The sequence below is a fragment of the Enterobacter sp. V89_11 genome (genome assembly GCF_029967775.1).
GTDB classification, from domain to species: Bacteria; Pseudomonadota; Gammaproteobacteria; order Enterobacterales; family Enterobacteriaceae; genus Enterobacter; species Enterobacter ludwigii.
Genome location: NZ_JASCAN010000004.1, coordinates 82,638 through 105,870, shown reverse-complemented (window position 1 = coordinate 105,870; position 23,233 = coordinate 82,638). Strand labels below are relative to the sequence as shown.

Genomic DNA, 23,233 nt, shown 5'->3' with positions numbered 1-23,233 from the left:
CCTCCGACCGCTCGGTTCGTAGCCGAGTACTCTATCCAGCTGAGCTACGGATGCAAAATGGCGGTGAGGCGGGGATTCGAACCCCGGATGCAGCTTTTGACCGCATACTCCCTTAGCAGGGGAGCGCCTTCAGCCTCTCGGCCACCTCACCACACAACGCCTCTTTCGAGTGCTCCGAGTAACTCATTAAGAGCTTCTCGTCGCTGCGTGGCGCATATATTACTTTCTGGGACTTATAAGTCAAACAATTTTCCAAAAGCTTTTATCGTTTGCACAAATCACACGCAATTCGCATGCAAAAGCTGCAAAGAGGGTGTTTTATAAGCGGATTTTGCAGGCATCTTCTCAGAAAACTGATGACAGAATAGTAATGTTGAGGCGAGTTAAGGGTAAGAGAGTGGTTAAAAACAGAGCGATTGAAATTAAACGGTAACTTTAAGCAGGAAAAATGGCGGGAGAGGTTGCGTCTCGCCCGACAGCGAGACGCGACAATATCAGTAACTGGACTGCTGGGATTTTTCAGCCTGGATACGCTGGTAGATCTCTTCACGGTGGACAGATACTTCTTTAGGAGCGTTTACACCAATACGTACCTGGTTACCCTTTACCCCTAAAACTGTCACGGTGACCTCATCCCCAATCATGAGGGTCTCACCAACTCGACGAGTCAGAATCAGCATTCTTTGCTCCTTGAAAGATTAAAAGAGTCGGGTCTCTTGTATCCCGGCATTATCCATCATATAACGCCAAAAAGTAAGCGATGACAAACACGTAAAGTGTAAGCAGTCACGGCATCACATTCTGTTAAACGTAAGTTTAGCCGATATACACAAACTCAACCTGACTTTATCGTTATCGATAGCGCAGTGAACAAGACGCCATAACGTTACCGCTATGGCGTCTGCTTGTGCTTTGTAGTTATTACAGTTTCGCGCTCACCCAGCTTTCAACACTGGCCAATGCCGCAGGAAGTGCCGCCGCATCCGTACCACCGGCTTGCGCCATGTCCGGACGACCGCCACCCTTACCGCCCACCTGCTGGGCGACCATACCAATCAGTTCCCCTGCTTTTACGCGGTCGGTCACATCCTTAGAGACGCCCGCAATCAGAGAAACCTTACCTTCTGCCACTGTCGCCAGCACGATAACTGTGGAACCGAGCTGGTTCTTCAGATCGTCGACCATAGTACGCAGCATCTTAGGCTCAACGCCCGCCAGATCGCTGACCAGCAGTTTGACGCCTTTAATGTCTACAGCTTTGCTGGAGAGGTTTGCACTCTCCTGCGCCGCAGCCTGCTCTTTCAGCTGCTGCAGCTCTTTTTCCAGCTGACGCGTACGATCCAGCGCAACGCGCACTTTCTCGCCCAGGTTCTGGCTATCACCTTTCAACAACTGCGCGATGTCGTGCAGCTGATCGCTCTGCGCATGCAGGCTGGCAATCGCGCCTTCACCGGTTACCGCTTCAATACGACGCACGCCCGCCGCCGTTCCTGATTCGGAAACAATGCGGAACAGACCAATGTCGCCGGTACGGGAGGCATGCGTCCCGCCGCAGAGCTCAGTCGAGAAGTCGCCCATGCTCAGCACGCGAACGCGGTCGTCGTATTTCTCGCCGAACAGTGCCATCGCGCCTTTCTTCTTCGCCGCCTCGAGATCCATGATATGGGTTTCGATTGGCAGGTTACGACGGATCTGCGCATTCACCAGATCTTCCACCGCGCGGATTTCTGACGGCTTCATCGCTTCAAAATGAGAGAAGTCGAAGCGCAGCACTTTATCATTAACCAGAGAACCTTTCTGTGCAACGTGCGTTCCCAGAACTTCACGCAGGGCAGCGTGCATCAGGTGCGTAGCTGAGTGGTTCAGACGAATGCGCGCACGACGAGCTTCATCAACGTTCGCCTGGACACCCTCGCCCACTTTCAGAGAACCGGCAGTCAGTTTGCCCTGATGGCCAATCGCCTGACCGTATTTCTGCGTGTCGCTTACGCTGAAGCTGAAACCGTTGCCTTTCAGTTCGCCTTTATCGCCAACCTGGCCGCCGGATTCCGCGTAGAACGGCGTTTTGTCCAGAATGACAACCGCATCCTGACCCGCGTTGATGCTGTCTACGGCTTTACCGTCAACAAACAGGGCGGTCACTTTGCCAGTCAGTTCCAGATTTTCGTAGCCTTTGAATTCTGATGCGCCATCAACGCGGATCATCGCGTTATAGTCAGCACCAAAACCGCTGGACTCGCGCGCACGGCGGCGCTGCTCTTCCATTGCGGCTTCAAAGCCTGCTTCGTCCACTTTAATGTTGCGCTCACGGCAAACGTCCGCCGTCAGGTCAACCGGGAAACCGTAGGTGTCGTACAGGCGGAAAGCGGTTTCGCCGTCCAGCGTATCGCCCTTAAGTTTCGCCAGCTCTTCATCCAGCAACGCCAGTCCGCGCTCCAGAGTACGAGCAAACTGCTCTTCTTCCGTTTTCAGAACCTGCTCAACCTGCGCCTGCTGACGTTTCAGCTCATCACCGGCTGCGCCCATCACGCCAATCAGTGGCCCAACGAGTTTATAGAAGAAGGTGTCCTTAGCGCCCAGCATGTTGCCGTGACGGATAGCACGACGAATGATACGACGCAGTACATAGCCACGGTTTTCATTCGACGGGATCACGCCGTCGGCAATCAGGAACGCGCAGGAACGGATATGGTCTGCAATAACGCGCAGCGATTTGTTGTTCAGATCGGTTGCACCCGTCACTTGCGCAACGGCTTTAATCAGGGTGCTGAACAGGTCAATTTCGTAGTTGGAGTTAACGTGCTGCAGAACAGCCGCGATACGCTCCAGACCCATACCGGTATCAACGGACGGTTTCGGCAGCGGCTCCATCGTACCGTCAGCCTGACGGTTGAACTGCATGAAGACGATGTTCCAGATCTCAATGTAGCGATCGCCGTCTTCTTCCGGGCTGCCTGGAGGACCACCCCAGATGTGGTCGCCGTGATCGTAGAAGATCTCGGTGCACGGACCGCAAGGACCGGTATCGCCCATCTGCCAGAAGTTGTCAGACGCATAAGGTGCGCCTTTGTTATCACCGATGCGAATAATACGCTCGCGCGGGATACCAACCTCTTTTTCCCAGATTTCGTAGGCTTCGTCATCGGTTTCATAGACGGTAACCCACAGACGATCTTTCGGCAGGTTGAACCAGTTTTCACCGGTCAGCAGTTCCCACGCATATTGAATGGCATCGTGTTTGAAGTAGTCGCCGAAGCTGAAGTTACCCAGCATTTCGAAGAACGTGTGGTGACGCGCGGTGTAACCGACGTTTTCCAGGTCGTTGTGTTTACCGCCCGCACGCACGCAACGCTGTGAGGTTGTGGCGCGGGAATAATTACGTTTGTCGAGACCAAGGAACACATCCTTGAACTGGTTCATCCCGGCGTTGGTAAACAGCAGAGTCGGATCGTTGTTCGGTACCAGGGAGCTGCTGGCAACTACCTGATGTCCCTTACTATGGAAAAAATCGAGAAACGCCTGACGGATCTCAGCGGTGCTCTTGCTCATAATTATCCTGAAATCAAGCTAACGAAATGTCGTAGCAAGCCTGTATCGGTAAAACGTTGGACAGACCAGCTACTGGAAAAAGTGGGAATAAGATAAGTTTTCTTTAGTGGGAAGTAAAATCCCGCATGCGTTCAATCCGCAAAATTACGCCAGATATCCTGAATATCTTCCATCAGAAAGCCGCGGTAGAGCAAAAAGCGCTGGATTTTAACTTTTTCTGAAAATTCACGTGGCAAGGGTTCGCCGTACTTGCGAATGGCCTGTTCTTTTGCCAGCGCGCACCAGTCTGTGTCGCATTCGCGCATGGCCTTTTCAATGGTTTCACGGGCGACCCCTTTCTGGTTCAGCTCCTGGCGGATACGCGCGGGGCCATATCCTTTGCGGCCACGGCTGGCAAGAAACCGGGAAGCGAAACGCTCGTCATCCAGATAGCGGTGCTCATAGCACCAGGCAATGACGCGGTCGTAATCTTCCGCAGTCGCATCAATCTCTTCCGGCCCGTTTTTACTCATGACGGGGGCCGACAGTTTTCGCCGCAACTCCTGTTCGCTGTGGTCACGGACGGCAAGAATGCGTACCGCACGGTCCAGTAAGCGTGCATAGGCAGGGCGGCGTGAAGTCGATTCACTCATAAAAAACCTGCTGATTCAGAAATGCAAAAAGGGCCGCATTAGCAGCCCTTCATCTTTAAACGAGAGAATTAGAAATCTTCGTTGGTTTCTTCAGCACCCGCGTTATCCACCACGAAATCAGGCGTACCGTCCTGGTTGTTCAGCAGAAGCTCACGCACTTTCTTCTCAATTTCTTTCGCCGCAGCCGGGTTCTCTTTCAGCCAGGAGATTGCATTTGCTTTACCCTGACCAATCTTGTCGCCGTTGTAGCTGTACCATGCGCCCGCTTTTTCAATCAGCTTCTCTTTCACGCCCAGGTCAACCAGTTCGCCGTAGAAGTTGATACCTTCACCGTAGAGGATCTGGAATTCAGCCTGTTTGAACGGCGCTGCGATTTTGTTCTTCACAACCTTCACGCGGGTTTCGCTACCCACCACGTTTTCACCTTCTTTCACCGCGCCGATACGGCGGATATCCAGACGGACAGACGCGTAGAATTTCAGCGCGTTACCACCGGTAGTGGTTTCCGGGTTACCGAACATCACACCAATTTTCATACGGATCTGGTTGATGAAGATCAGCAGCGTGTTGGACTGCTTCAGGTTACCGGCCAGCTTACGCATTGCCTGGCTCATCATACGTGCCGCGAGGCCCATGTGAGAGTCACCAATTTCGCCTTCGATTTCAGCTTTTGGCGTCAGAGCGGCAACGGAGTCGACCACGATAACGTCAACCGCACCGGAACGGGCCAGCGCGTCACAAATTTCCAGCGCCTGCTCACCGGTGTCCGGCTGAGAACACAGCAGGTTGTCGATATCAACGCCCAGCTTACGAGCATAAACAGGGTCCAGCGCGTGCTCGGCATCGATAAACGCACAGGTTTTACCTTCACGCTGTGCCGCAGCGATAACCTGCAGCGTCAGGGTTGTTTTACCTGAGGACTCGGGCCCGTAGATTTCTACGATACGGCCCATTGGCAGGCCGCCAGCGCCCAGCGCGATATCCAGAGAAAGCGAACCGGTGGAGATAGTTTCCACATCCATGGAACGGTCTTCACCCAGGCGCATGATGGAGCCTTTACCGAATTGCTTTTCGATCTGGCCCAGTGCTGCCGCCAACGCTTTCTGTTTGTTTTCGTCGATAGCCATTATTACTCCTGTCATGCCGGGAGAAGCGACTGTGCTTCACCGTGGATTTCTGTTCTGTTGGTGCAATTATACTGTATGGTCATACAGTATCAAGTATTTTGTAGAAATTGTTGCCAGAGCGTTTTTAACGCATAAACGGTTGCCTGACGACGCACGCTTTCGCGATCGCCGCTAAAGCACTCCCGGCGGGTGATCCCTTCTCCTCTGGCGGTAGCAAAACCAAACCAGACGGTGCCGACAGGCTTCACGTCACTGCCCCCGTCCGGGCCCGCGATGCCGCTAATCGATATTGCATAATCCGCGCGCGCCTCTTTGAGCGCACCAATAGCCATCTCAATCACCACCGGCTCGCTGACCGCGCCATGCTGTTCGAGCGTAGATTCCCGCACGCCGATCATTTGCGCTTTAGCTTCATTACTGTAGGTCACAAAACCACGTTCAAACCAGGCGGAACTGCCGGCAATATCGGTAATCGCTTTCGCCACCCAGCCGCCGGTGCAGGACTCCGCGGTGGTGAGGGTCGCCCCGCGTTGCTTAAGCGCCAGCCCTACCACTTCGCTAAGCTGCATCAATTCATGGTCAGTCATTCTCGCTCCAGGCCTTAGAAAAACATGCAGCACAAGATAGCACTTTCTCGTCAGATATGGGGATGCGCTGCAGGATTTACGAGGGGGCTTCAGAAAAAAGCCGATGCGAGCGCACCGGCGGTGGCGAGGATTATTTCATGCTGTCAGCGAGGGTATCCACATTGTGGCGGAACGCCTTAACGTAGGTCTCTGCCACGCCCCCTTTTGCCGAGAGCGCTTCCGGGTAAAGCTCGCCTCCCGGCTGCGCGCCGGTGGCTGTAGCAATCTGTTTAACCAGCCGCGGGTCGAGCTGGTTTTCCATAAACCAGCTTTTCACGCCGTCCGCTTTAATCTGATTAATGATCTCAGCAACCTGTGCCGCGCTGGCCTCGCTCTCTGACGACAACCCCTGGGGCGCCATAAACGTCACCCCGTAGGCGCGGCTGAAATAGCCGAACGCGTCATGGCTGGTCAACACTTTACGTTTCACCAGCGGGATCTGGCTAAAACGCGTTTTGGCCCAGCTATCCAGCTGCTTAAGCTGCGCGATGTACGGTTTTCCGGTCGCTTCCAGCGCGGTTTTATCTTCTGGGTCGGCTTTCACCAGCCCGTTGAGAATATTTTGCGCGTACAGCGCCCCGTTCGCCGCGCTGTTCCAGGCGTGCGGGTCAGTGACGGTTTTGCCCTCTTCTTCGAGGGTATGCGTCTGCACACCACGCGACGCCACCACCAGTTGGCCTTTGAACCCGGAGGCTTTCACCAGGCGATCCAGCCACCCTTCCAGTCCCAGACCATTGACCACCACAACATCTGCCTTGCTTAGCGCCGCGCTATCTTTTGGCGAGGGCTCGAAGGTATGCGGATCGCCGTCCGGCCCCACCAGCGTCGTGACGTTCACATGGTCACCGCCCACCTCCCGGGTCATATCCCCCAGAATGGAAAAGCTGGTCACCACATTGAGCGTTTTCGCCATCACCGTTTGCGACATCATCCCCAGCGCGAGCGCCACTACGAATCCCGTACGTTTCATCGTTTCCCCTTGCGTTAAAAAAGCGCACGCAGGCTGCCAGCCAGCCTGCTGCGCGTGCCAAATAAAATGGAAATAAAGAACAGCGCGCTGGCGGTAAGCACGATGGACGGCCCCGCGGGCAGGCTGGCGGCCCAGGAGAGACTGAGTCCGAGCCACGCGCAGAAAATACCGCTGATACCCGCCATCAATAGCAGTCCGGGTAAGGTGCGTGCCCAGCAGCGTGCCGCTACCGCAGGGAGCATCATCAGCCCGACCGCCATCAACGTGCCAAGCACCTGAAAACCGGCAACGAGGTTAAGCACCAGCAGCGCCAGAAACAGGCCGTGTAATAAGCCGGGAACATGGCGGGCGTTTACCTGCAGCCAGGCGGTGTCAAAGGCCTCGGTCACCAGCCCACGGTAGAAAATCGCCAGCGTGATAAGGGTGAACATGCAAACGCCTGCCACAAACAGCGCGGCATCGTTATCCACCGCCAGGATGGAGCCAAACAACAGGTGCAGAAGATCGACGTTCGAACCGCGCAGTGATACCAGCGTGACGCCCAGCGCCAGCGAACCAAGATAGAACCCGGCAAAACTGGCGTCCTCTTTAAGCGGCGTTCGACGGCTGACCAGCCCGGCCACCAGCGCCACGGTAATACCGGCAATAAAGCCTCCCACGCTCATGGCCAGCAGCGACATACCGCTGAGCAAATACCCCACCGCGACACCGGGCAAAATGGCGTGAGAGAGGGCATCGCCCATCAGACTCATCCGGCGCAGCTGAAGGAAAACGCCCAGAGCAGTGGTACTGACGGACAACGCCAGGCAAACCACCAGCGCGCGGCGCATAAAGCCATACTCAATAAAAGGCTGAAAAAAGATATGCCAGATCATGCCACCCGCACCCGCTCGGTTTTCCACTGGGGAATATCAGCGTCCAGCCGTAACGTCTGCGGGAAGTGGCGCGATACACGCTCGCTGTCGTGCAACACCGCAAGCACCGTTTGCCCCTGCATATACATTTCCAGCATCAGGTCCATCAGCACATTACAGGTAGCTTCATCAACGCCGGTAAAGGGCTCATCGAGCATGACCAGCGGCGCCTGCTGCACTAATACCCGCGCGAACAGCATGCGCTGAAACTGACCGCCGGAGAGCTCATCAATGGTCGTTAGCGCCATCGTTCCAAGCCCCACCCGCTCAAGCGCACCGGCAATGCGCAGCCGCATTTCACGGCGAAGGCCAGAAAAAAGCGACGTTTCAGGCCAGCAGCCCATGCTGACCACATCCTGTACGGTTAGCGGAAATTGCGCCTCCAGGGCATGACGCTGTGCCAGCCAGCCCATTACCGGGCGTTTTTTCTGCCAGTGAAAACGGCCGCTTACCGGCGGGATAAACCCGGCGAGGGTTTTCAGAAGCGTTGATTTACCGCAGCCGTTGGCCCCGAGGATGGCGGTCATGCTCCCGCATTCAATCACCCCGGAAAGAGGACGCGTGACCGGCTCGCGGTCGTAACCCGCCGTGAGTTGACTCATCACAATCATGGCAATGCCACCGCCCAGCACACGGCCAGCCCGATAAAGACAATCAGCGCCAGCGCCATCAGAAGCCGGACCGGCGCAGACAGAGAAAAAAAGGAAGTAGACATCTCATCACCACATCAAATGTTATAACATAACAATAATGAAAGATAATGCGGATGTAAATGAGCGGAGATTAACGGGAGTGTGGCGAAATGTTTCTGGATATCAGCCCAACCCTCTCCCGGCGGACGAGGGTTGAACATCAAGCGTTACTGACTGAACGGCGACGCGGCAGGCACGCGCGCCTGTGACACCGCCAGCCCCAGCTGCCATACGGCCATCGCATAGTGAGTGCTGTGGTTATAGCGGGTGATGGTGTAGAAGTTAGGCAGCCCATACCAGTACTGATAACCCGTACCGACATCCAGACGCAGCAGGCTCGCCTGTTGCGTATTTCCCAGCGGCTGCGTTGGCGTTAAGCCTGCAGCGGCCAGCTGCGAAACGCTGTAGTTGGTTTTAAAGCCGTTCTCAAGCCCTGGTGCCTGGCCGTTAGCCTGCACCGCCACCTGACCGCCCGGCACCCAGCCGTGCGCTTTAAAGTAGTTTGCCACGCTGCCGATGGCATCCACCGGATCCCACAGGTTGATATGACCATCTCCGTTAAAGTCGACGGCATATTGCTTATAAGAGGACGGCATAAACTGGCCGTAGCCCATCGCACCGGCAAACGAGCCTTTGAGATCTAACGGGTCATCTTGTTCATTGCGCGCCATCAGCAGGAAGGTTTCCAGCTCAGACGAGAAATATTCAGCGCGACGCGGGTAGTTGAAGGAGAGCGTCGCCAGCGCATCGAGGATACGGGTTTTGCCCATCACGCGGCCCCAGCGGGTTTCCACGCCGATAATCCCGACGATGATTTCAGGCGGTACGCCATACACCTGCCACGCACGGTTCAGCGCATCTTCGTATTGGTTCCAGAAGACCACGCCATTTTGCACGTTATCCGGCGTAATGAACTGTTTGCGATAACGCAGCCATGCGCCATTTGGCCCGGTCGGTACCTGAGCCGTCGGTGCCTGGCGATCCATCAAACGCAGAACATAATCCAGTCGCTTCGCCTGCGACAGAATTTCATGCAGTTGCTGGCGGTCAAAACCGTGTTTGCTCACCATTTTATCGATGAACTGCTCGGCCGCCGGGTTATTCGCAAAGTCGCCGCCCATCTGCATCATATTATGCTGCGGCTCCAGCAGGAATCCTCCGGAAGGCGCGCCAGCCGTTTGCTGCACGGCTTCGGTCTTGGGTTTGCTACTACAGGCAGACAGCAGAATAAGCGCAGGTAACAACGCTGCATAACGACGCTTGAACATGTGACATCCATTTAACGGGTTCGATAAGAACCCAGTATGGTAAAGCATCCGCAACACCTCAAGGAAGTGGTACGCACCTCCCCCACCAAATCTTTACGCTCCCCATCGCAAATCTGTGCGATTTTCGTCCACCCAAGACTCCCGTCGGCAATTAACTTTCAAAATAATCCATTTTCCTTTCATTGTGAGATCTAATTAACACTTTAAAACCTTTCAAAGTGATTATTATTAGCCTCGGTTATACAAAAACAAAAAAGCCCCACAGGAGAGAAGAATGATAGAAACCATCACCCACGGCGCCGAGTGGTTCATCGGGCTGTTTCAGAAAGGCGGAGAAGTGTTCACCGGCATGGTGACCGGGATCCTGCCCCTACTGATTAGCCTGCTGGTCATCATGAACGCGCTGATTAACTTTATCGGCCAGCAACGCATTGAACGCTTTGCCCAGCGCTGCGCCGGCAATCCGCTGTCCCGTTACCTGGTTCTGCCCTTCATCGGTACGTTTGTTTTTTGCAACCCGATGACGCTGAGCCTCGGCCGCTTTATGCCTGAAAAGTACAAACCCAGCTATTACGCCGCAGCCTCCTACAGCTGCCACTCCATGAATGGCCTGTTCCCGCATATCAACCCCGGCGAGCTGTTTGTCTATCTGGGCATTGCCAGCGGCCTGACCACGCTTGGCCTGCCGCTCGGTCCGCTGGCGGTGAGTTATCTGCTGGTCGGTCTGGTCACCAACTTTTTCCGCGGCTGGGTCACGGACCTCACCACCGCCATTTTCGAGAAGAAAATGGGTATCCAGCTTGAACAGAAAGTCCATCTTTCAGGAGCCGCAGCATGAGCCGTATTCGCATTGAAAAAGGAACGGGCGGCTGGGGCGGCCCGCTGGAATTCGACGCCACTGAAGGCAAAAAAATCGTCTATATCACCGCAGGTACACGTCCGGCCATTGTCGACAAACTGCGTGAGCTGACCGGCTGGGAAGCGGTCGACGGCTTCAAAGAGGGCGAACCGCCTGAAGCGGAAATTGGCGTGGCGGTGATTGACTGCGGCGGCACGCTGCGCTGCGGCATCTACCCCAAGCGGCGTATTCCTACCGTGAATATCCATTCCACCGGTAAATCAGGTCCGCTGGCGCAGTACATCCTGGAGGACATTTATGTCTCCGGCGTGAAAGAGGAAAACATTCACCTGGCACAGGGGTCTGCTGCCCCTCAGAAAGCGGCCCCGCGCGATTACGACACGAGTAAAAAAATCACCGAACAGAGTGACGGCCTGCTGGCAAAAGTCGGAATGGGGATGGGCTCTGCCGTGGCCGTGCTGTTCCAGTCCGGGCGCGACACCATCGACACGGTGCTGAAAACCATTCTGCCGTTTATGGCATTCGTTTCGGCGCTGATCGGCATCATCATGGCCTCGGGTCTGGGCGACTGGATTGCCCATGGCCTCGCCCCGCTGGCGAGCCACCCGCTAGGGCTGGTGACGCTGGCGCTGATCTGCTCCTTCCCGCTGCTGTCGCCGTTTCTCGGCCCAGGCGCGGTCATTGCGCAGGTTATCGGCGTGCTGATTGGCGTGCAGATTGGCCTTGGCAACATTCCCCCGCATCTGGCTCTGCCCGCCCTGTTTGCCATTAACGCCCAGGCGGCGTGTGATTTCATTCCTGTCGGGCTGTCGCTGGCAGAAGCGCGCCAGGACACCGTGCGCGTTGGCGTGCCCTCTGTACTGGTCAGCCGTTTCCTGACCGGCGCACCGACGGTGCTGATTGCCTGGTTTGTCTCCGGCTTTATTTACCAATAAGAGGTTCCTGTGATGACCGTAATTTACCAGACCACCATCACCCGCATTGGCCAGAGCGCGGCCGATGCGCTCAGCGACAAGATGCTGATTACCTTCCGCGAAGGCGCGCCCGCGGATATCGAAGAGTTTTGCTTTATCCACTGTCACGGCGAGATGAACGGTGAGCTGAAGGCCGGGAGCCAGCTGGAGTTGGGTGACGCGCGCTACGCCGTGACCGCCGTCGGCGACGTGGCCGAACAAAACCTGCGGGAGCTCGGCCATATCACTTTGCGTTTTGATGGCCAGCCGCAGGCGGAATATCCCGGTACGGTTCATGTGGATGGCCCGGTTCCGCAGGCTGTCACCCCAGGCTGCACGTTGAAGTTTGTTGCGTAATTTAAGGAGAAAGATATGAGTCAGGTTGCCGTTGTCATTGGTGGGGGACAAACCTTAGGCGAGTTCCTCTGCCGTGGGCTTGCTGCAGAGGGTTACCGCGTGGCGGTAGTGGATATTCAGAGTGAAAAAGCCGCACGCGTGGCGGACACCATCAACACCGAATTGGGTGAAGGGATGGCCTACGGATTTGGTGCTGATGCCACCAGCGAGCAGAGCGTAATGGCGCTGGCCCGCGGCGTGGACGAGATTTTTGGCCGTACCGACCTGCTGGTATACAGCGCAGGGATAGCCAAAGCGGCCTTTATCAGCGATTTCGAACTGGGGGATTTCGACCGCTCCCTGCAGGTTAACCTGGTGGGCTATTTCCTCTGCGCACGCGAGTTTTCCCGTCTGATGATCCGCGATGGCATTCAGGGGCGCATCATCCAGATCAACTCGAAATCGGGCAAAGTGGGCAGCAAACACAACTCCGGTTACAGCGCGGCGAAATTTGGCGGCGTAGGGCTGACGCAATCTCTGGCCCTCGATCTGGCCGAATATGGCATTACCGTTCACTCGCTGATGCTGGGCAACCTGCTGAAATCGCCGATGTTCCAGTCCCTGCTGCCACAATATGCCACCAAGCTCGGGCTGAAAGAGGAGGAAGTGGAGCAGTATTACATCGACAAAGTGCCGCTGAAGCGCGGCTGCGATTATCAGGACGTGCTGAACATGCTGCTGTTTTATGCCAGCCCCAAAGCCTCTTACTGCACCGGGCAGTCCATTAATGTCACCGGCGGGCAGGTGATGTTCTGATCGAACACGCTGATGCCCGTATCCCCCTCTCCTTCGGGAGAGGGGACAACAAGGAGCTCGTATGGTTACCGCACTCATTACCGTCGCCGCCATCGCCTGGATGTGCCAACTGATCTTTGGCGGCTGGCAAATCCGCCAGTTTAACCGCGCGTTTGATGCCCTTTGTCAGAAAGGGCGCGTGGGCGTCGGGCGTTCCGGCGGGCGTTTCAAACCGCGCGTGGTGGTTGCCATTGCGCTGGACGAACACAATAGGGTCTGCGATTCCCTCATCATGCGCGGGATGACCGTTTTTGCCCGCCCGGCGAAAATCCAGGCGATTAACGGGATATCGCTGCAGGAATTACAACCCGATGTGATCTTTCCCCATGATTCGCTCTGTCAGAATGCTCTATCATTAGCGCTTAATCTGAAACATGGATAATTTCGTTGTGAACGCGATAAGCTTGCGAAATTATCATTTCGCAACCTAAGGAATTGAGCGCCTATGAAACCACGTCAGCGTCAGGCGGCCATTCTGGAGCATCTGCAAAAGCAGGGAAAATGCTCGGTAGAAGAACTGGCCCACTACTTTGACACCACCGGCACGACAATACGAAAGGATCTGGTATTGCTCGAAAACTCTGGTGCAGTCATCCGAACCTACGGCGGCGTGATGCTCAACAAAGATGAAGCCGACCCGCCTATCGATCACAAAACGCTGATCAATACTCACCAGAAAGCGCTGATTGCCGAGGCCGCCGTAAAATTTATCCATGATGGCGACTCCATTATCCTTGATGCAGGCAGCACCGTGCTGCAGATGATCCCGATGCTCAGCCGCTTTAACAACATCACGGTGATGACCAACAGTCTGCACATCGTCAACGCCCTGTCGGAGTTCGACAGCGAGCAAACCATTCTGATGCCCGGCGGGACGTTCCGTAAAAAATCTGCGTCGTTTCACGGTCAACTGGCGGAAAACGCCTTTGAACACTTCAGCTTTGATAAACTCTTTATGGGCACGGACGGTATCGATTTGAACGCCGGCGTGACGACCTTTAACGAGGTGTTCAGCGTCAGCAAAGCGATGTGCAACGCCGCGCGCGAAGTGATTTTGATGGCAGACTCGTCGAAGTTTGGCCGTAAAAGTCCCAACATAGTCTGCAGCCTTGAAAGCGTCGATAAGCTCATTACCGACGCAGGTATCGACCCGGCGTTCAAAAAAGCGCTGGAAGAGAAAGGGATCGACGTGATTGTAACCGGAGAGAGAGATGAGTGATTTTCTGTTAAACGCAGGCCGCCAGACCCTGATGCTGGAGCTGCAGGAAGCCAGCCGCCTGCCGGAACGTCTGGGCGAGGATTTTGTGCGCGCGGCAAACACCATTATCCAGTGCGAAGGTAAAGTGGTGGTCTCCGGGATCGGCAAGTCCGGTCATATCGGCAAAAAGATTGCCGCTACGCTTGCCAGCACCGGCACACCGGCATTCTTCGTGCATCCGGCCGAAGCGCTGCACGGCGATCTGGGGATGATTGAAAGCCGCGACGTGATGCTGTTTATCTCCTACTCCGGTTCGGCCAAAGAGCTGGATCTCATCATCCCGCGTCTGCAGGAAAAATCGGTCGCGCTGCTGGCGATGACCGGTAAATCCCGCTCACCGCTGGCACTGGCGGCCAAGGCCACGCTTGATATCTCCGTTGAGCGCGAAGCCTGCCCGATGCACCTCGCCCCCACCTCCAGCACCGTAAATACGCTGATGATGGGCGACGCGCTGGCAATGGCGGTAATGCAGGCACGCGGCTTTAACGAAGAAGATTTTGCCCGCTCGCACCCGGCGGGCGCGCTCGGTGCGCGACTGCTCAATAAGGTTCATCATCTGATGCGGACCGACGAGGCCATTCCGCAGGTCAAACTCAACACCAGCGTAATGGATGCGATGCTGGAACTGAGCCGCACCGGGCTGGGTCTGGTAGCGGTGTGCGATGAAACCGGTAGCGTTAAAGGCGTGTTTACCGACGGCGACCTGCGCCGCTGGCTGGTGGGCGGCGGCAAGCTGGAATCCCAGGTTTCGGAAGCGATGACCCGGGGCGGGCTGACCCTGAACGCCGAGAGCCGCGCCATCGAAGCCAAAGAGGTGCTGATGAAACGCAAAATCACCGCCGCGCCGGTGGTGGATGAGCACGGCAAGCTGTGCGGCGCCATCAACCTGCAGGATTTCTACCAGGCCGGGATTATTTAACCTTTGAGTCCCAGACGTTTCGCCAGCCGGTGCAGGTTGGCGACGTCCATTTCCAGCGCTCGCGCGCACGCCGCCCAGCTGCGGTTATTCTGCTCCAGCGCGCGGGCGATAGTCTGACGCTGAAACGCTTCTGTTGCTTCCCGCAGGTTCTCATGGGCCATTTCCGGCGCGGCGGGCGTAACGAACGAGGCGGTGTCATCCTGCAATGCGAAATGCCGCGCGTGGATCACCACCTCATCTCCCGAACGTGTCGCCCGCGCCAGCACTACGGCGCGGTGAATCGCATGTTCCAGTTCGCGCACGTTTCCCGGCCAGCCGTAGCGCATCAGATGGGCTCGCGCGCCGGGGCTTAATACCACGCGGGAAAGGTCCATTCGTAACCGACATTGTTCGCAGAAAAAACCCGCCAGCAGCACCACATCGTCACCGCGCTCGCGTAGCGGCGGCACGGTAAGCGGAAACACGCTCAGACGATGGTACAGGTCAGCGCGGAAATTCCCGGCCAACACCTCTTCGCGCAGGTCGCGGTTGGTTGCCGCCAGCACACGCACGTTGACTCTCAGGCTGCGATCGTCGCCGACGCGCTGAATATCGCCGTACTGCAGGACGCGCAGCAGTTTGGCCTGAAGCGACAGCGACAGTTCGCCAATTTCATCGAGGAACAACGTGCCGTTATCCGCCATTTCGAATTTGCCGCTGCGGTTGCTGATCGCCCCGGTAAACGCCCCTTTGACGTGACCAAACAGTTCACTTTCCGCCACGCTTTCCGGCAGCGCGGCGCAATTGAGGTACACCAGCGGGTTGACCGCGCGCGGCGAGGCTTCGTGGATGCCCTTCGCCACCAGCTCTTTACCGGTGCCGGTTTCCCCGAAAATCAGCACGTTTAAATCCGAGGCCGCCACGATATCGATCTCTTTTTTTAGCTGCACCATCCCCGGTGACAGCCCAATCATCTCCGTGTGTGCCACCGGTTCAAACGCCGACGGGCTGCCGGGAAGGATGTTCTGGCTCTCAAGCTGTTCGATCAGCAGCGCGTTATTCAGCGCACCGGCGGCCAGCGCGGCAATCAGCCGCAGCTCTTCATCGCTAAAGGTGTCGAACTGATCCGGCGACAGGCCGTCGAGGGTTAATGCCCCAATCAGGTTTTGTCCGGCAAACAGCGGCAGACCGATACAGGCATGAACTTTCAGGCTCTCCTGCCCCGGGATCAGCCCGTCGTAAGGGTCGGGCAAATCACTGTCCGCCGGAAAGCGCACCACGTCACCGGCCCGGGCGATGGTTTCCAGACGCGGATGGCCTTCCAGGGAGAAGCGTCGCCCAAGAACGTCCTGCGCCAGCCCGTCGATAGCCAGCGGAATAAACTGCCGGGCGTCGTAGCGCAGCAGTGCCGACGCATCGCACGCCAGCACGTGGCGCAGCGTCGAAATCAGCCGCTGAAAACGGTCCTGATGACCGATACCGGTTTGCAGTTCAATGGCAATTTTTGCCAGTACGTCCACGGAAAAGCTCATCTGCGCCTCACTGTCATTTTGACCATGCATATTGTCACAATGACCATAAATCAGATAGTCATATTGACTACCCATTACGGATGATAAAATCAAAAAACCATAAAAAACAGCAACATGAAAAACTGGCACGCAACTTGATAAAGGCTAGACATCTTATTTGAAAAACGCCGTATTAATTGAGGTTGCTATGTCTATTCTGGTTAAAAATAACATTCATTGGGTTGGCCAACGTGACTGGGAAGTGCGTGACTTTCACGGAACGGAGTACAAAACGCTGCGCGGCAGCAGCTACAACAGCTATCTCATCCGTGAAGGCAAAAACGTGCTCATCGATACCGTCGATCACAAATTCAGCCGGGAGTTCGTGCAAAATCTGCGCAGTGAAATCGATCTTGCTGATATCGACTACATCATCATTAACCATGCGGAAGAGGATCATGCCGGGGCGCTGACCGAGTTAATGTCCTGCATTCCCGACACCCCGATTTACTGCACCACCAACGCCATCGACTCGATTAACGGCCATCACCACCACCCGGAGTGGAATTTCCACACCGTCAAAACCGGCGACACGCTGGATATCGGCAACGGCAAACAGCTGATCTTCGTTGAAACCCCGATGCTGCACTGGCCCGACAGTATGATGACCTACATGACCGGCGATGCGGTGCTGTTCAGCAACGATGCCTTCGGCCAGCACTATTGTGACGAGCGCCTGTTTAACGACGAAGTGGATCAAACTGAGCTATTCGAACAGTGTCAGCGCTACTACGCCAATATCCTGACGCCGTTCAGCCGTCTGGTGACGCCAAAAATCACCGAAATCCTCGGCTTTAACCTGCCCGTGGATATGATTGCCACCTCTCACGGCGTGGTGTGGCGCGAAAACCCCACCCAGATCGTGGAGCTGTACCTCAAATGGGCCGCGGATTATCAGGAAGACCGTATCACGCTTTTCTACGACACCATGTCTAATAACACCCGCATGATGGCGGACGCCATTGCGCAGGGTATTAACGAAGTCGACCCGAACGTGGCGGTGAAAATCTTCAACGTGGCGCGTAGCGATAAAAACGAGATCCTGACCAACGTCTTCCGCTCCAAGGGCGTGCTGGTGGGCACCTCCACGATGAACAACGTGATGATGCCGAAAATTGCGGGCCTTGTAGAAGAGATGACCGGCCTGCGCTTTCGTAATAAACGGGCCAGCGCATTTGGCTCCCACGGCTGGAGCGGCGGCGCAGTAGACCGGCTCTCCACGCGTTTGCAGGATGCCGGTTTTGAGATGTCCATGAGCCTGAAGGCGAAATGGCGTCCGGACATCGACGCGCTTGAATTGTGCCGCCAGCATGGCCGTGACATTGCGCGTCAGTGGGCGCTCGCGCCGCTCCCCGACATGAACGCCAAAAACCCCGCGCCGCAACAAGCCTGCGCCGCAGCGGTCGCTGACGTTGGCCCTCGCATGCAGTGCAGCGTCTGCCAGTGGATTTACGACCCGGCACAGGGCGAGCCGCTGCAGGATGTTGCCCCCGGTACCCCCTGGTGCGACGTGCCGGACAATTTCCTCTGCCCGGAATGTTCCCTGGGAAAAGAGGTCTTTGACGAACTGGCGACGGAGGCACAATGAACCACGGTATCGTTATCATCGGCTCGGGCTTTGCCGCCCGCCAGCTGGCGAAAAACATTCGCAAACAAGACGCCAGCGTGCCGTTGACGCTCATTGCCGCCGACAGCATGGACGAGTACAACAAGCCTGATTTAAGCCACGTTATCAGCCAGAATCAGCGAGCCGAAGACCTCACCCGCCAGACCGCGGGGGCGTTCGCGGAACAGTTTAGTCTGCGGTTATTTCCGCACACCTGGATAACCGATATCGACGCCGCCGCCCATGTGGTGAAAGCAAAAGACAAAACCTGGCAATACGACAAGCTGGTACTGGCGACAGGGGCGTCTGCTTTTGTCCCGCCGGTGGAAGGCCGGGAACTGATGATCACCCTCAACAGCCAGCAGGCGTATCAGGCCAGTGAAACCCTGCTGCGTGACGCGAAGCGGGTGATGATTGTCGGCGCAGGGTTGATTGGCACAGAGCTGGCGATGGATTTTAACCGGGCGGGCAAAACCGTCACCCTGGTCGACCATGCGGCAAGCATTTTGTCGGCGCTGATGCCCGCAGAAGTAAGTAGTCGCTTACAGCATCGTCTGACCGATATGGGCGTACATCTGCTGCTGAAATCCCAGCTGCAAAGCCTGAAGAAAACCGGGAGTGGGATTCATGCAACGCTCGACCGCAGCCGCAGCGTTGAGGTGGATGTGGTGGTTGCCGCCACGGGCCTGCGTCCGGAAACGGCGCTGGCGCATCGCGCCGGCGCGGAAACAGGTCGTGGCGTGAAGGTAGACAGCTACCTGCAAACCACGCAGCCCGATATTTACGCCCTGGGTGACTGCGCTGAAATTAACGGACAGGTCCTGCCCTTCCTGCAGCCCATTCAACTGAGCGCGATGTACCTGGCGAAAAACCTGTCTGGCGGCAGTGCGCCACTGAAATTACCCGCCATGCTGGTAAAAGTAAAAACGCCGGCGCTCCCGCTGCACCTGGCAGGCGAAACCGAGCGTCCGGATCTGCACTGGCAACTCACCATTGAACCTCAGGGAATGGTGGCTCGTGGGTGCGACTGCGAAGGACAAATGCGTGCCTTTGTGGTGAGCGAAGACCGGATGAAAGAGGCTTTCGCTCTGCTGAAATCATTACCCGCTTAACGCTGATTCGCCTGCCGCGCTAACGTAACCTTTGGATTTTATGGTCCACAGCCCCGATGTCCCGGGGCTTTTTTTCAACGTCGTTTAGCCAGATAACGACAATGATGTTCAGACGCCGCGTCAGGAGCGCACGACAAGCGCATCGTAGCCGCGCCAGCGATAGTTGATCATGGAAATCAGCCAGCAGGCAACGAACAGCCCGACCACCACAAACCCGGCGTTACCGAGGTTGTCATTAACTGCGCCAATGCGATCCCAGAGGCCTCCGCTGAGGGCAAACTTATCCATCAACAGACCCAGAGCTTCCAGCCCGCCGATAAACAGCGCCACCACCACGGAGGTACCGGTGATGGTCATGTTGTAGTAAAGCTTGCGCTGCGGCTTGTTAAACGCCCAGCCGTAAGCGCCGACCATCAGCAGATTGTCGAGGGTATCGACCAGCGCCATACCGCTGGCAAACAGCGCCGGGAAGATCATGATGGACCAGACTGACATCCCATTTGACGCGCTGGCGGCTGAAATCCCAAGCACACCGATTTCCGTCGCGGTATCAAACCCCAGACCAAACAGGAAACCGACCAGGTACATCTGCCAGCTCTTGTTCACCAGGCGGAACGTTGCGCCAAACAGCCAGTTCATGACTCCGCCTGATGCCGGAAGCGTGATGTCGTCACGCGTGACCTGACCGTTCTTCAGCGCCTGAAAATTACGCCACACGCCGCGCAAAATCACCAGATTGACCAGCGCCATCGCCAGCAGAAACGTTGCAGAAACGGCGGTGCCAATCAGGCTGCCGGTTTCATGAAACCATGCCATATTCTTCTGAAACGCCGTGGCGGTGGCCGCAATGGCAATGGAGGCCAGCACCACAATGGTGGAGTGTCCCAGAGAGAACCATGCCCCCACGCCGGAAGGGCGTTTACCCTGCTGCATCATCTTACGCGTGACGGTATCAATGGCCGCGATGTGGTCGGCATCCACCGCATGACGGAGTCCATAACACCAGGCCAGCAGGCTGGCGGCCATCAGCGCCGTACTGCCGCTGAAGGTTTGCCATGCCCAGCCCCATGCCAGAAGATTAGCCATTACCAGAGCCAGCAGCAGAAACGCCGCGCGGGGTTCATTGCGTAAGAGTCGTAACATTTTACATCCTTTGTGAACATGACCGGGCGGCAGCAACCACCGCCTGCCCGAAGGAGATAGCGCCGTCACCTGACGGCAGATGATGAGGAAAAAGCAGCGTGAAGTCTGAGAGGTAATGGCGCAGTCGCGCGCGCAGCAGACGGTTATGTAACACGCCGCCGCTGAAGCATACGGTGGAAAGCCCCAGTCGCCGGGCATGGGAGGTGACAAGCTCCGCCAGCCCTTTCGCCAGCGCATCGTGAAACGCCCATGCCCGCTCGCAGGGTTCCGCCTGCCAGTTCAGCCACTGTTGCCAGAAGCGCGTAAGGTTTTCGGCCTGAAGCGTAACCGGGTGTTGAACGTTGTGGCACTGCGCGGCCAGCGCTTCAAGCCGGCAGGCGGCCTCACCTTCGTAGCTCTGGGTTTCTGACGTGATGCCGAGCGCGCAGGCCACCGCGTCGAACAGACGTCCGCAGGATGAGGACAGCGGCGCGTTTAAACCGCGCTGAATGGCCGTAGCCAGCAGCGGCCAGTTTTGCCGCTGAACGTCACGCGTTTCCGGGTACTGTTGCCAGTCCGGCACAAACGCCAGGCAGTGGGCGAGTAAATTGCGCCACGGCTGCATGGCAGCCCTGTCCCCGCCCGGCAGCGCAACCGCAGGCAGACCGCCCAGACGTTCGCAGTCGAGATAGTTTACCCGCAGGCACTCCCCGCCCCACAGCGCGCCGTTTTCACCCATGCCGATCCCATCCAGCGTCAGGGCAATGACATCTCCGCCCTCAAGCGGCCAGCCGTTTTCTGCCATGCATGCCGCCGCGTGAGCGTGGTGGTGAAGCACGGTGTCGATCGGCAAAGCCTGGGCTTGCGCCCACTGTCGGGCGTGATAGCCCGGATGGGCGTCGCATACCACGCGCTGCGGCTGAAACGCATAGATCTGCTGCATCATCGACAGCGCCGAACGCCACTGGGCCTCGACACCGTCGTCACTCAGATCGCCAAAGTGCTGACTCAGTACCGCCTGGTTACCGCGCACCAGACAGAAGGTATTTTTCATATCAGCACCGGTGCACACCATCGCCGGGACAGCGCTGAAACCGGCGGGCAGCGTGATGGCATCCGGCACAAAACCGCGCGCGCGACGCAGCATCATACCGTCCTGATCCATCACGGAATCATCCATACGTTGCAGGATGTCGCGGTTGTGCAGCAGGAATCCGTCAGCGATGTCGCCCAGTTCATCCAGTGCCTGCTGGCAGGTGATGGCCGGCGGACGCCCGCTGAGGTTGCCGGAGGTCATCACCAGCGCGCGCTGACAGTCCATCATCAGCACATGCTGTAGCGGGTTAGCGGGCAGCATCAGTCCAACGGTGTCCAGCCCTGGCGCGATCGCGTCAGGAAGCGGAGGACACCATGCTTTTGGCGTGAGCACGATGGGCGCTGCGGGCGAGCGCAGCAGCGTTTGCACTGATTCCGGCACTCCCTCCGCCTGCGGGATCATGACCGCCAGTGGCTTCATCGGGCGCTGTTTGCGCGCCCGCAGGGTTGCCACCGCCTGCGCGTTGGATGCGTCACAGGCAAGGTGAAAACCGCCCAGCCCTTTGATGGCGACAATCCCGCCATTTTTGAGCATGTGGACCGCCGCACTCAGCGCAGACTCGCGGGTGGCAACGGTCTCGCCCGCGCGCCATTCCAGCTCGGGTCCGCAATCCGGACAGGCTACCGGCTGCGCGTGAAAACGGCGGTCAGCGGGATTGCGGTACTCGGTTTCACACGGCTCACAGAGGGGAAATGCCGCCATTGACGTGGCCGGGCGGTCATAGGGCATGGCGCGAATGATGGTAAAACGTGGACCGCAATGGGTACAGTTGATAAACGGATAGCGATAACGCCGCGCTCGGGGATCGCGCATTTCAGCCAGGCACGCCGGGCAGGTGGCGGCATCCGGCACAATCTGGGTGTCCATCGCTCCGCCCGCGCTATGGCGAATGGTGAACGCCTGCGGCACCGTTGCCCAGGTGAACGGCTGGCTGTCGACAGCATCGATACGTGCCAGCGGTGGGCAGTCCTGATGCAGCCTCGCAGTAAAGGCCCCCCCATTACCCGCGAGACGCACCAGCACGCCCTCTCCGTCATTACAAACGTCACCCGTCAGCTGTAGCTGATGCGCCAGCTGCCAGACGAAGGGACGAAACCCTACCCCCTGCACCTTGCCGCGCACCCGCAACTGTACGCCGTTATCGCCCATCGCGACTTAAAACAGCAGTGACGATGATGTGTCGAACGCGGCACGACGACGTTTTTCCGCGCTCATCTGCTCAAGCTTGTCACGATCCACGCAGACCAGGGCGTGCGTCGGGCAGGCTTCCATACAGGCCGGGCCGGCGTCACGGTGGTAGCAGAGGTCGCATTTATTGGCTTCCGCTTTTTCCGCGCGCACGCTCAGCCCCATGCCGCTGTTGCGCACAACCGGACGCACCACGACTTCCATCGCACCGTACGGGCAGGCAACCACACAGGTTTTGCAGCCGATGCAGCGCTCCTGCATCACATGCACGAATCCTTTCTCACGTTTGATGGCTCCGTTTGGGCAGACGTTAGCGCACGGCGCATCCTCACACTGGCGACAAATAGCGGCAGTGGAGATATTCACGCCTTTAATGACGTGGATCCGCGGTAAAAAGGTATCAGGGGTGAGCGACGCGCAATCCTGCTCCGCCTGATGGGAAACCACACACGCCACTTCACAGGTACGGCAGCCAATGCATTTACTGGCATCGGCCATAATAAAACGGTTCATCTGCTTCTCCAGCATTACAGTCCTGCGCGGAGATATACATAAACCGTGCCAATTATTAACCTGTTGATTTTATGCAGTTTATAAAATG

General features: G+C 57.0%; 22 protein-coding genes and 2 tRNA genes (1 of these 24 running past the window's edge). 9 read left to right on the top strand and 15 right to left on the bottom strand.

Annotated features, from left to right (window positions below):
* The 11 genes from QLG09_RS04400 to mltB all read right to left on the bottom strand — a co-directional run.
* Positions 1-54, bottom strand: a tRNA-Arg gene (locus QLG09_RS04400); it reaches 154 nt to the left of the window's first position.
* A 4-nt stretch (positions 55-58) separates the two neighbouring features.
* Positions 59-151 (bottom strand) — tRNA-Ser (locus QLG09_RS04395).
* Positions 152-494: 343 nt separating this feature from the next.
* Complete coding sequence (gene csrA / locus QLG09_RS04390) at positions 495-680, bottom strand: carbon storage regulator CsrA (protein WP_000906486.1); 186 nt, start codon at positions 678-680, stop codon at positions 495-497.
* Between the two features lie 241 nt (positions 681-921).
* Complete coding sequence (gene alaS, locus QLG09_RS04385; protein ID WP_014171332.1) at positions 922-3,549, bottom strand: alanine--tRNA ligase; 2,628 nt, start codon at positions 3,547-3,549, stop codon at positions 922-924.
* Positions 3,550-3,680: 131 nt separating this feature from the next.
* Positions 3,681-4,181, bottom strand: a complete 501-nt coding sequence (gene recX / locus QLG09_RS04380; RefSeq protein WP_014171334.1) for a recombination regulator RecX — start codon at positions 4,179-4,181, stop codon at positions 3,681-3,683.
* A 68-nt stretch (positions 4,182-4,249) separates the two neighbouring features.
* On the bottom strand, positions 4,250-5,308 hold the full coding sequence (gene recA / locus QLG09_RS04375; protein WP_020883855.1) for a recombinase RecA: 1,059 nt from the start codon (positions 5,306-5,308) through the stop codon (positions 4,250-4,252).
* Positions 5,309-5,397: 89 nt separating this feature from the next.
* On the bottom strand, positions 5,398-5,895 hold the full coding sequence (pncC, locus tag QLG09_RS04370) for a nicotinamide-nucleotide amidase (RefSeq protein WP_020883854.1): 498 nt from the start codon (positions 5,893-5,895) through the stop codon (positions 5,398-5,400).
* A gap of 130 nt (positions 5,896-6,025) precedes the next feature.
* Positions 6,026-6,904, bottom strand: coding sequence for a metal ABC transporter substrate-binding protein (locus QLG09_RS04365; RefSeq protein WP_047956012.1), 879 nt, complete (start codon positions 6,902-6,904; stop codon positions 6,026-6,028).
* A gap of 14 nt (positions 6,905-6,918) precedes the next feature.
* Positions 6,919-7,779, bottom strand: coding sequence for a metal ABC transporter permease (locus QLG09_RS04360; protein WP_025203390.1), 861 nt, complete (start codon positions 7,777-7,779; stop codon positions 6,919-6,921).
* Positions 7,776-8,429: an ATP-binding cassette domain-containing protein gene (locus QLG09_RS04355; RefSeq protein WP_049022815.1), complete on the bottom strand. Its 654-nt coding sequence runs from the start codon at positions 8,427-8,429 to the stop codon at positions 7,776-7,778. The genes QLG09_RS04360 and QLG09_RS04355 overlap by 4 nt, the downstream gene beginning before the upstream one ends.
* A gap of 248 nt (positions 8,430-8,677) precedes the next feature.
* Positions 8,678-9,778: a lytic murein transglycosylase B gene (gene mltB, locus QLG09_RS04350; RefSeq protein ID WP_025203388.1), complete on the bottom strand. Its 1,101-nt coding sequence runs from the start codon at positions 9,776-9,778 to the stop codon at positions 8,678-8,680.
* Between the two features lie 274 nt (positions 9,779-10,052).
* On the opposite strand from mltB, the gene srlA reads away from it, so the two are divergent.
* The 7 genes from srlA (at position 10,053) to gutQ (ending at position 14,958) form a co-directional block, all read left to right on the top strand.
* Positions 10,053-10,616: a PTS glucitol/sorbitol transporter subunit IIC gene (srlA, locus tag QLG09_RS04345; protein ID WP_014171343.1), complete on the top strand. Its 564-nt coding sequence runs from the start codon at positions 10,053-10,055 to the stop codon at positions 10,614-10,616.
* Complete coding sequence (locus QLG09_RS04340) at positions 10,613-11,572, top strand: PTS glucitol/sorbitol transporter subunit IIB (protein WP_014171344.1); 960 nt, start codon at positions 10,613-10,615, stop codon at positions 11,570-11,572. Before srlA ends, QLG09_RS04340 begins: the two co-directional genes overlap by 4 nt.
* A 12-nt stretch (positions 11,573-11,584) precedes the next feature.
* Positions 11,585-11,947 carry a PTS glucitol/sorbitol transporter subunit IIA gene (gene srlB, locus QLG09_RS04335; RefSeq protein WP_032678837.1) on the top strand — a complete coding sequence of 121 codons (363 nt, stop codon included), beginning with the start codon at positions 11,585-11,587 and terminating at the stop codon, positions 11,945-11,947.
* Between the two features lie 15 nt (positions 11,948-11,962).
* Positions 11,963-12,742: a sorbitol-6-phosphate dehydrogenase gene (srlD, locus tag QLG09_RS04330; protein WP_014171346.1), complete on the top strand. Its 780-nt coding sequence runs from the start codon at positions 11,963-11,965 to the stop codon at positions 12,740-12,742.
* Between the two features lie 61 nt (positions 12,743-12,803).
* Positions 12,804-13,163 (top strand): transcriptional regulator GutM, encoded by a 360-nt coding sequence (gene gutM / locus QLG09_RS04325; protein ID WP_020883847.1) that lies wholly within the window; start codon positions 12,804-12,806, stop codon positions 13,161-13,163.
* A 63-nt stretch (positions 13,164-13,226) separates the two neighbouring features.
* Positions 13,227-14,000: a DNA-binding transcriptional repressor gene (locus QLG09_RS04320; protein ID WP_014171348.1), complete on the top strand. Its 774-nt coding sequence runs from the start codon at positions 13,227-13,229 to the stop codon at positions 13,998-14,000.
* On the top strand, positions 13,993-14,958 hold the full coding sequence (gene gutQ, locus QLG09_RS04315) for an arabinose-5-phosphate isomerase GutQ (protein WP_020883846.1): 966 nt from the start codon (positions 13,993-13,995) through the stop codon (positions 14,956-14,958). The genes QLG09_RS04320 and gutQ overlap by 8 nt, the downstream gene beginning before the upstream one ends.
* Here the strand turns inward: gutQ and norR are convergent.
* Entirely contained in the window at positions 14,955-16,469 is a 1,515-nt protein-coding gene (gene norR / locus QLG09_RS04310; protein ID WP_049022846.1) for a nitric oxide reductase transcriptional regulator NorR, read from the bottom strand. The genes gutQ and norR overlap by 4 nt on opposite strands.
* Before the next feature lie 187 nt (positions 16,470-16,656).
* Here norR and norV point away from each other — a divergent pair, with 187 nt between their 5' ends.
* Positions 16,657-18,096 (top strand): anaerobic nitric oxide reductase flavorubredoxin, encoded by a 1,440-nt coding sequence (gene norV / locus QLG09_RS04305; RefSeq protein WP_047356664.1) that lies wholly within the window; start codon positions 16,657-16,659, stop codon positions 18,094-18,096.
* Complete coding sequence (gene norW / locus QLG09_RS04300) at positions 18,093-19,226, top strand: NADH:flavorubredoxin reductase NorW (protein ID WP_049022818.1); 1,134 nt, start codon at positions 18,093-18,095, stop codon at positions 19,224-19,226. Before norV ends, norW begins: the two co-directional genes overlap by 4 nt.
* A gap of 120 nt (positions 19,227-19,346) precedes the next feature.
* Here norW and QLG09_RS04295 read toward each other — a convergent pair whose 3' ends face one another.
* The 3 genes from QLG09_RS04295 to hydN are packed head-to-tail and all read right to left on the bottom strand — an operon-like array spanning position 19,347 to position 23,145.
* Positions 19,347-20,369 carry a HoxN/HupN/NixA family nickel/cobalt transporter gene (locus QLG09_RS04295; RefSeq protein WP_040018923.1) on the bottom strand — a complete coding sequence of 341 codons (1,023 nt, stop codon included), beginning with the start codon at positions 20,367-20,369 and terminating at the stop codon, positions 19,347-19,349.
* A 1-nt stretch (position 20,370) separates the two neighbouring features.
* On the bottom strand, positions 20,371-22,593 hold the full coding sequence (gene hypF / locus QLG09_RS04290; protein ID WP_049022819.1) for a carbamoyltransferase HypF: 2,223 nt from the start codon (positions 22,591-22,593) through the stop codon (positions 20,371-20,373).
* A 6-nt stretch (positions 22,594-22,599) separates the two neighbouring features.
* Entirely contained in the window at positions 22,600-23,145 is a 546-nt protein-coding gene (gene hydN / locus QLG09_RS04285; RefSeq protein WP_023308960.1) for an electron transport protein HydN, read from the bottom strand.
* Positions 23,146-23,233 lie beyond the last annotated feature (88 nt).

Excerpts from the sequence above, each read along its gene's own strand:
- csrA (WP_000906486.1), bottom strand. The coding sequence starts at position 680 with ATGCTGATTCTGACTCGTCGAGTTGGTGAGACCCTCATGATTGGGGAT.
- alaS (WP_014171332.1), bottom strand. The coding sequence starts at position 3,549 with ATGAGCAAGAGCACCGCTGAGATCCGTCAGGCGTTTCTCGATTTTTTC.
- recX (WP_014171334.1), bottom strand. The coding sequence starts at position 4,181 with ATGAGTGAATCGACTTCACGCCGCCCTGCCTATGCACGCTTACTGGAC.
- recA (WP_020883855.1), bottom strand. The coding sequence starts at position 5,308 with ATGGCTATCGACGAAAACAAACAGAAAGCGTTGGCGGCAGCACTGGGC.
- pncC (WP_020883854.1), bottom strand. The coding sequence starts at position 5,895 with ATGACTGACCATGAATTGATGCAGCTTAGCGAAGTGGTAGGGCTGGCG.
- QLG09_RS04365 (WP_047956012.1), bottom strand. The coding sequence starts at position 6,904 with ATGAAACGTACGGGATTCGTAGTGGCGCTCGCGCTGGGGATGATGTCG.
- QLG09_RS04360 (WP_025203390.1), bottom strand. The coding sequence starts at position 7,779 with ATGATCTGGCATATCTTTTTTCAGCCTTTTATTGAGTATGGCTTTATG.
- QLG09_RS04355 (WP_049022815.1), bottom strand. The coding sequence starts at position 8,429 with ATGATTGTGATGAGTCAACTCACGGCGGGTTACGACCGCGAGCCGGTC.
- mltB (WP_025203388.1), bottom strand. The coding sequence starts at position 9,778 with ATGTTCAAGCGTCGTTATGCAGCGTTGTTACCTGCGCTTATTCTGCTG.
- srlA (WP_014171343.1), top strand. The coding sequence starts at position 10,053 with ATGATAGAAACCATCACCCACGGCGCCGAGTGGTTCATCGGGCTGTTT.
- QLG09_RS04340 (WP_014171344.1), top strand. The coding sequence starts at position 10,613 with ATGAGCCGTATTCGCATTGAAAAAGGAACGGGCGGCTGGGGCGGCCCG.
- srlB (WP_032678837.1), top strand. The coding sequence starts at position 11,585 with ATGACCGTAATTTACCAGACCACCATCACCCGCATTGGCCAGAGCGCG.
- srlD (WP_014171346.1), top strand. The coding sequence starts at position 11,963 with ATGAGTCAGGTTGCCGTTGTCATTGGTGGGGGACAAACCTTAGGCGAG.
- gutM (WP_020883847.1), top strand. The coding sequence starts at position 12,804 with ATGGTTACCGCACTCATTACCGTCGCCGCCATCGCCTGGATGTGCCAA.
- QLG09_RS04320 (WP_014171348.1), top strand. The coding sequence starts at position 13,227 with ATGAAACCACGTCAGCGTCAGGCGGCCATTCTGGAGCATCTGCAAAAG.
- gutQ (WP_020883846.1), top strand. The coding sequence starts at position 13,993 with ATGAGTGATTTTCTGTTAAACGCAGGCCGCCAGACCCTGATGCTGGAG.
- norR (WP_049022846.1), bottom strand. The coding sequence starts at position 16,469 with ATGAGCTTTTCCGTGGACGTACTGGCAAAAATTGCCATTGAACTGCAA.
- norV (WP_047356664.1), top strand. The coding sequence starts at position 16,657 with ATGTCTATTCTGGTTAAAAATAACATTCATTGGGTTGGCCAACGTGAC.
- norW (WP_049022818.1), top strand. The coding sequence starts at position 18,093 with ATGAACCACGGTATCGTTATCATCGGCTCGGGCTTTGCCGCCCGCCAG.
- QLG09_RS04295 (WP_040018923.1), bottom strand. The coding sequence starts at position 20,369 with ATGTTACGACTCTTACGCAATGAACCCCGCGCGGCGTTTCTGCTGCTG.
- hypF (WP_049022819.1), bottom strand. The coding sequence starts at position 22,593 with ATGGGCGATAACGGCGTACAGTTGCGGGTGCGCGGCAAGGTGCAGGGG.
- hydN (WP_023308960.1), bottom strand. The coding sequence starts at position 23,145 with ATGAACCGTTTTATTATGGCCGATGCCAGTAAATGCATTGGCTGCCGT.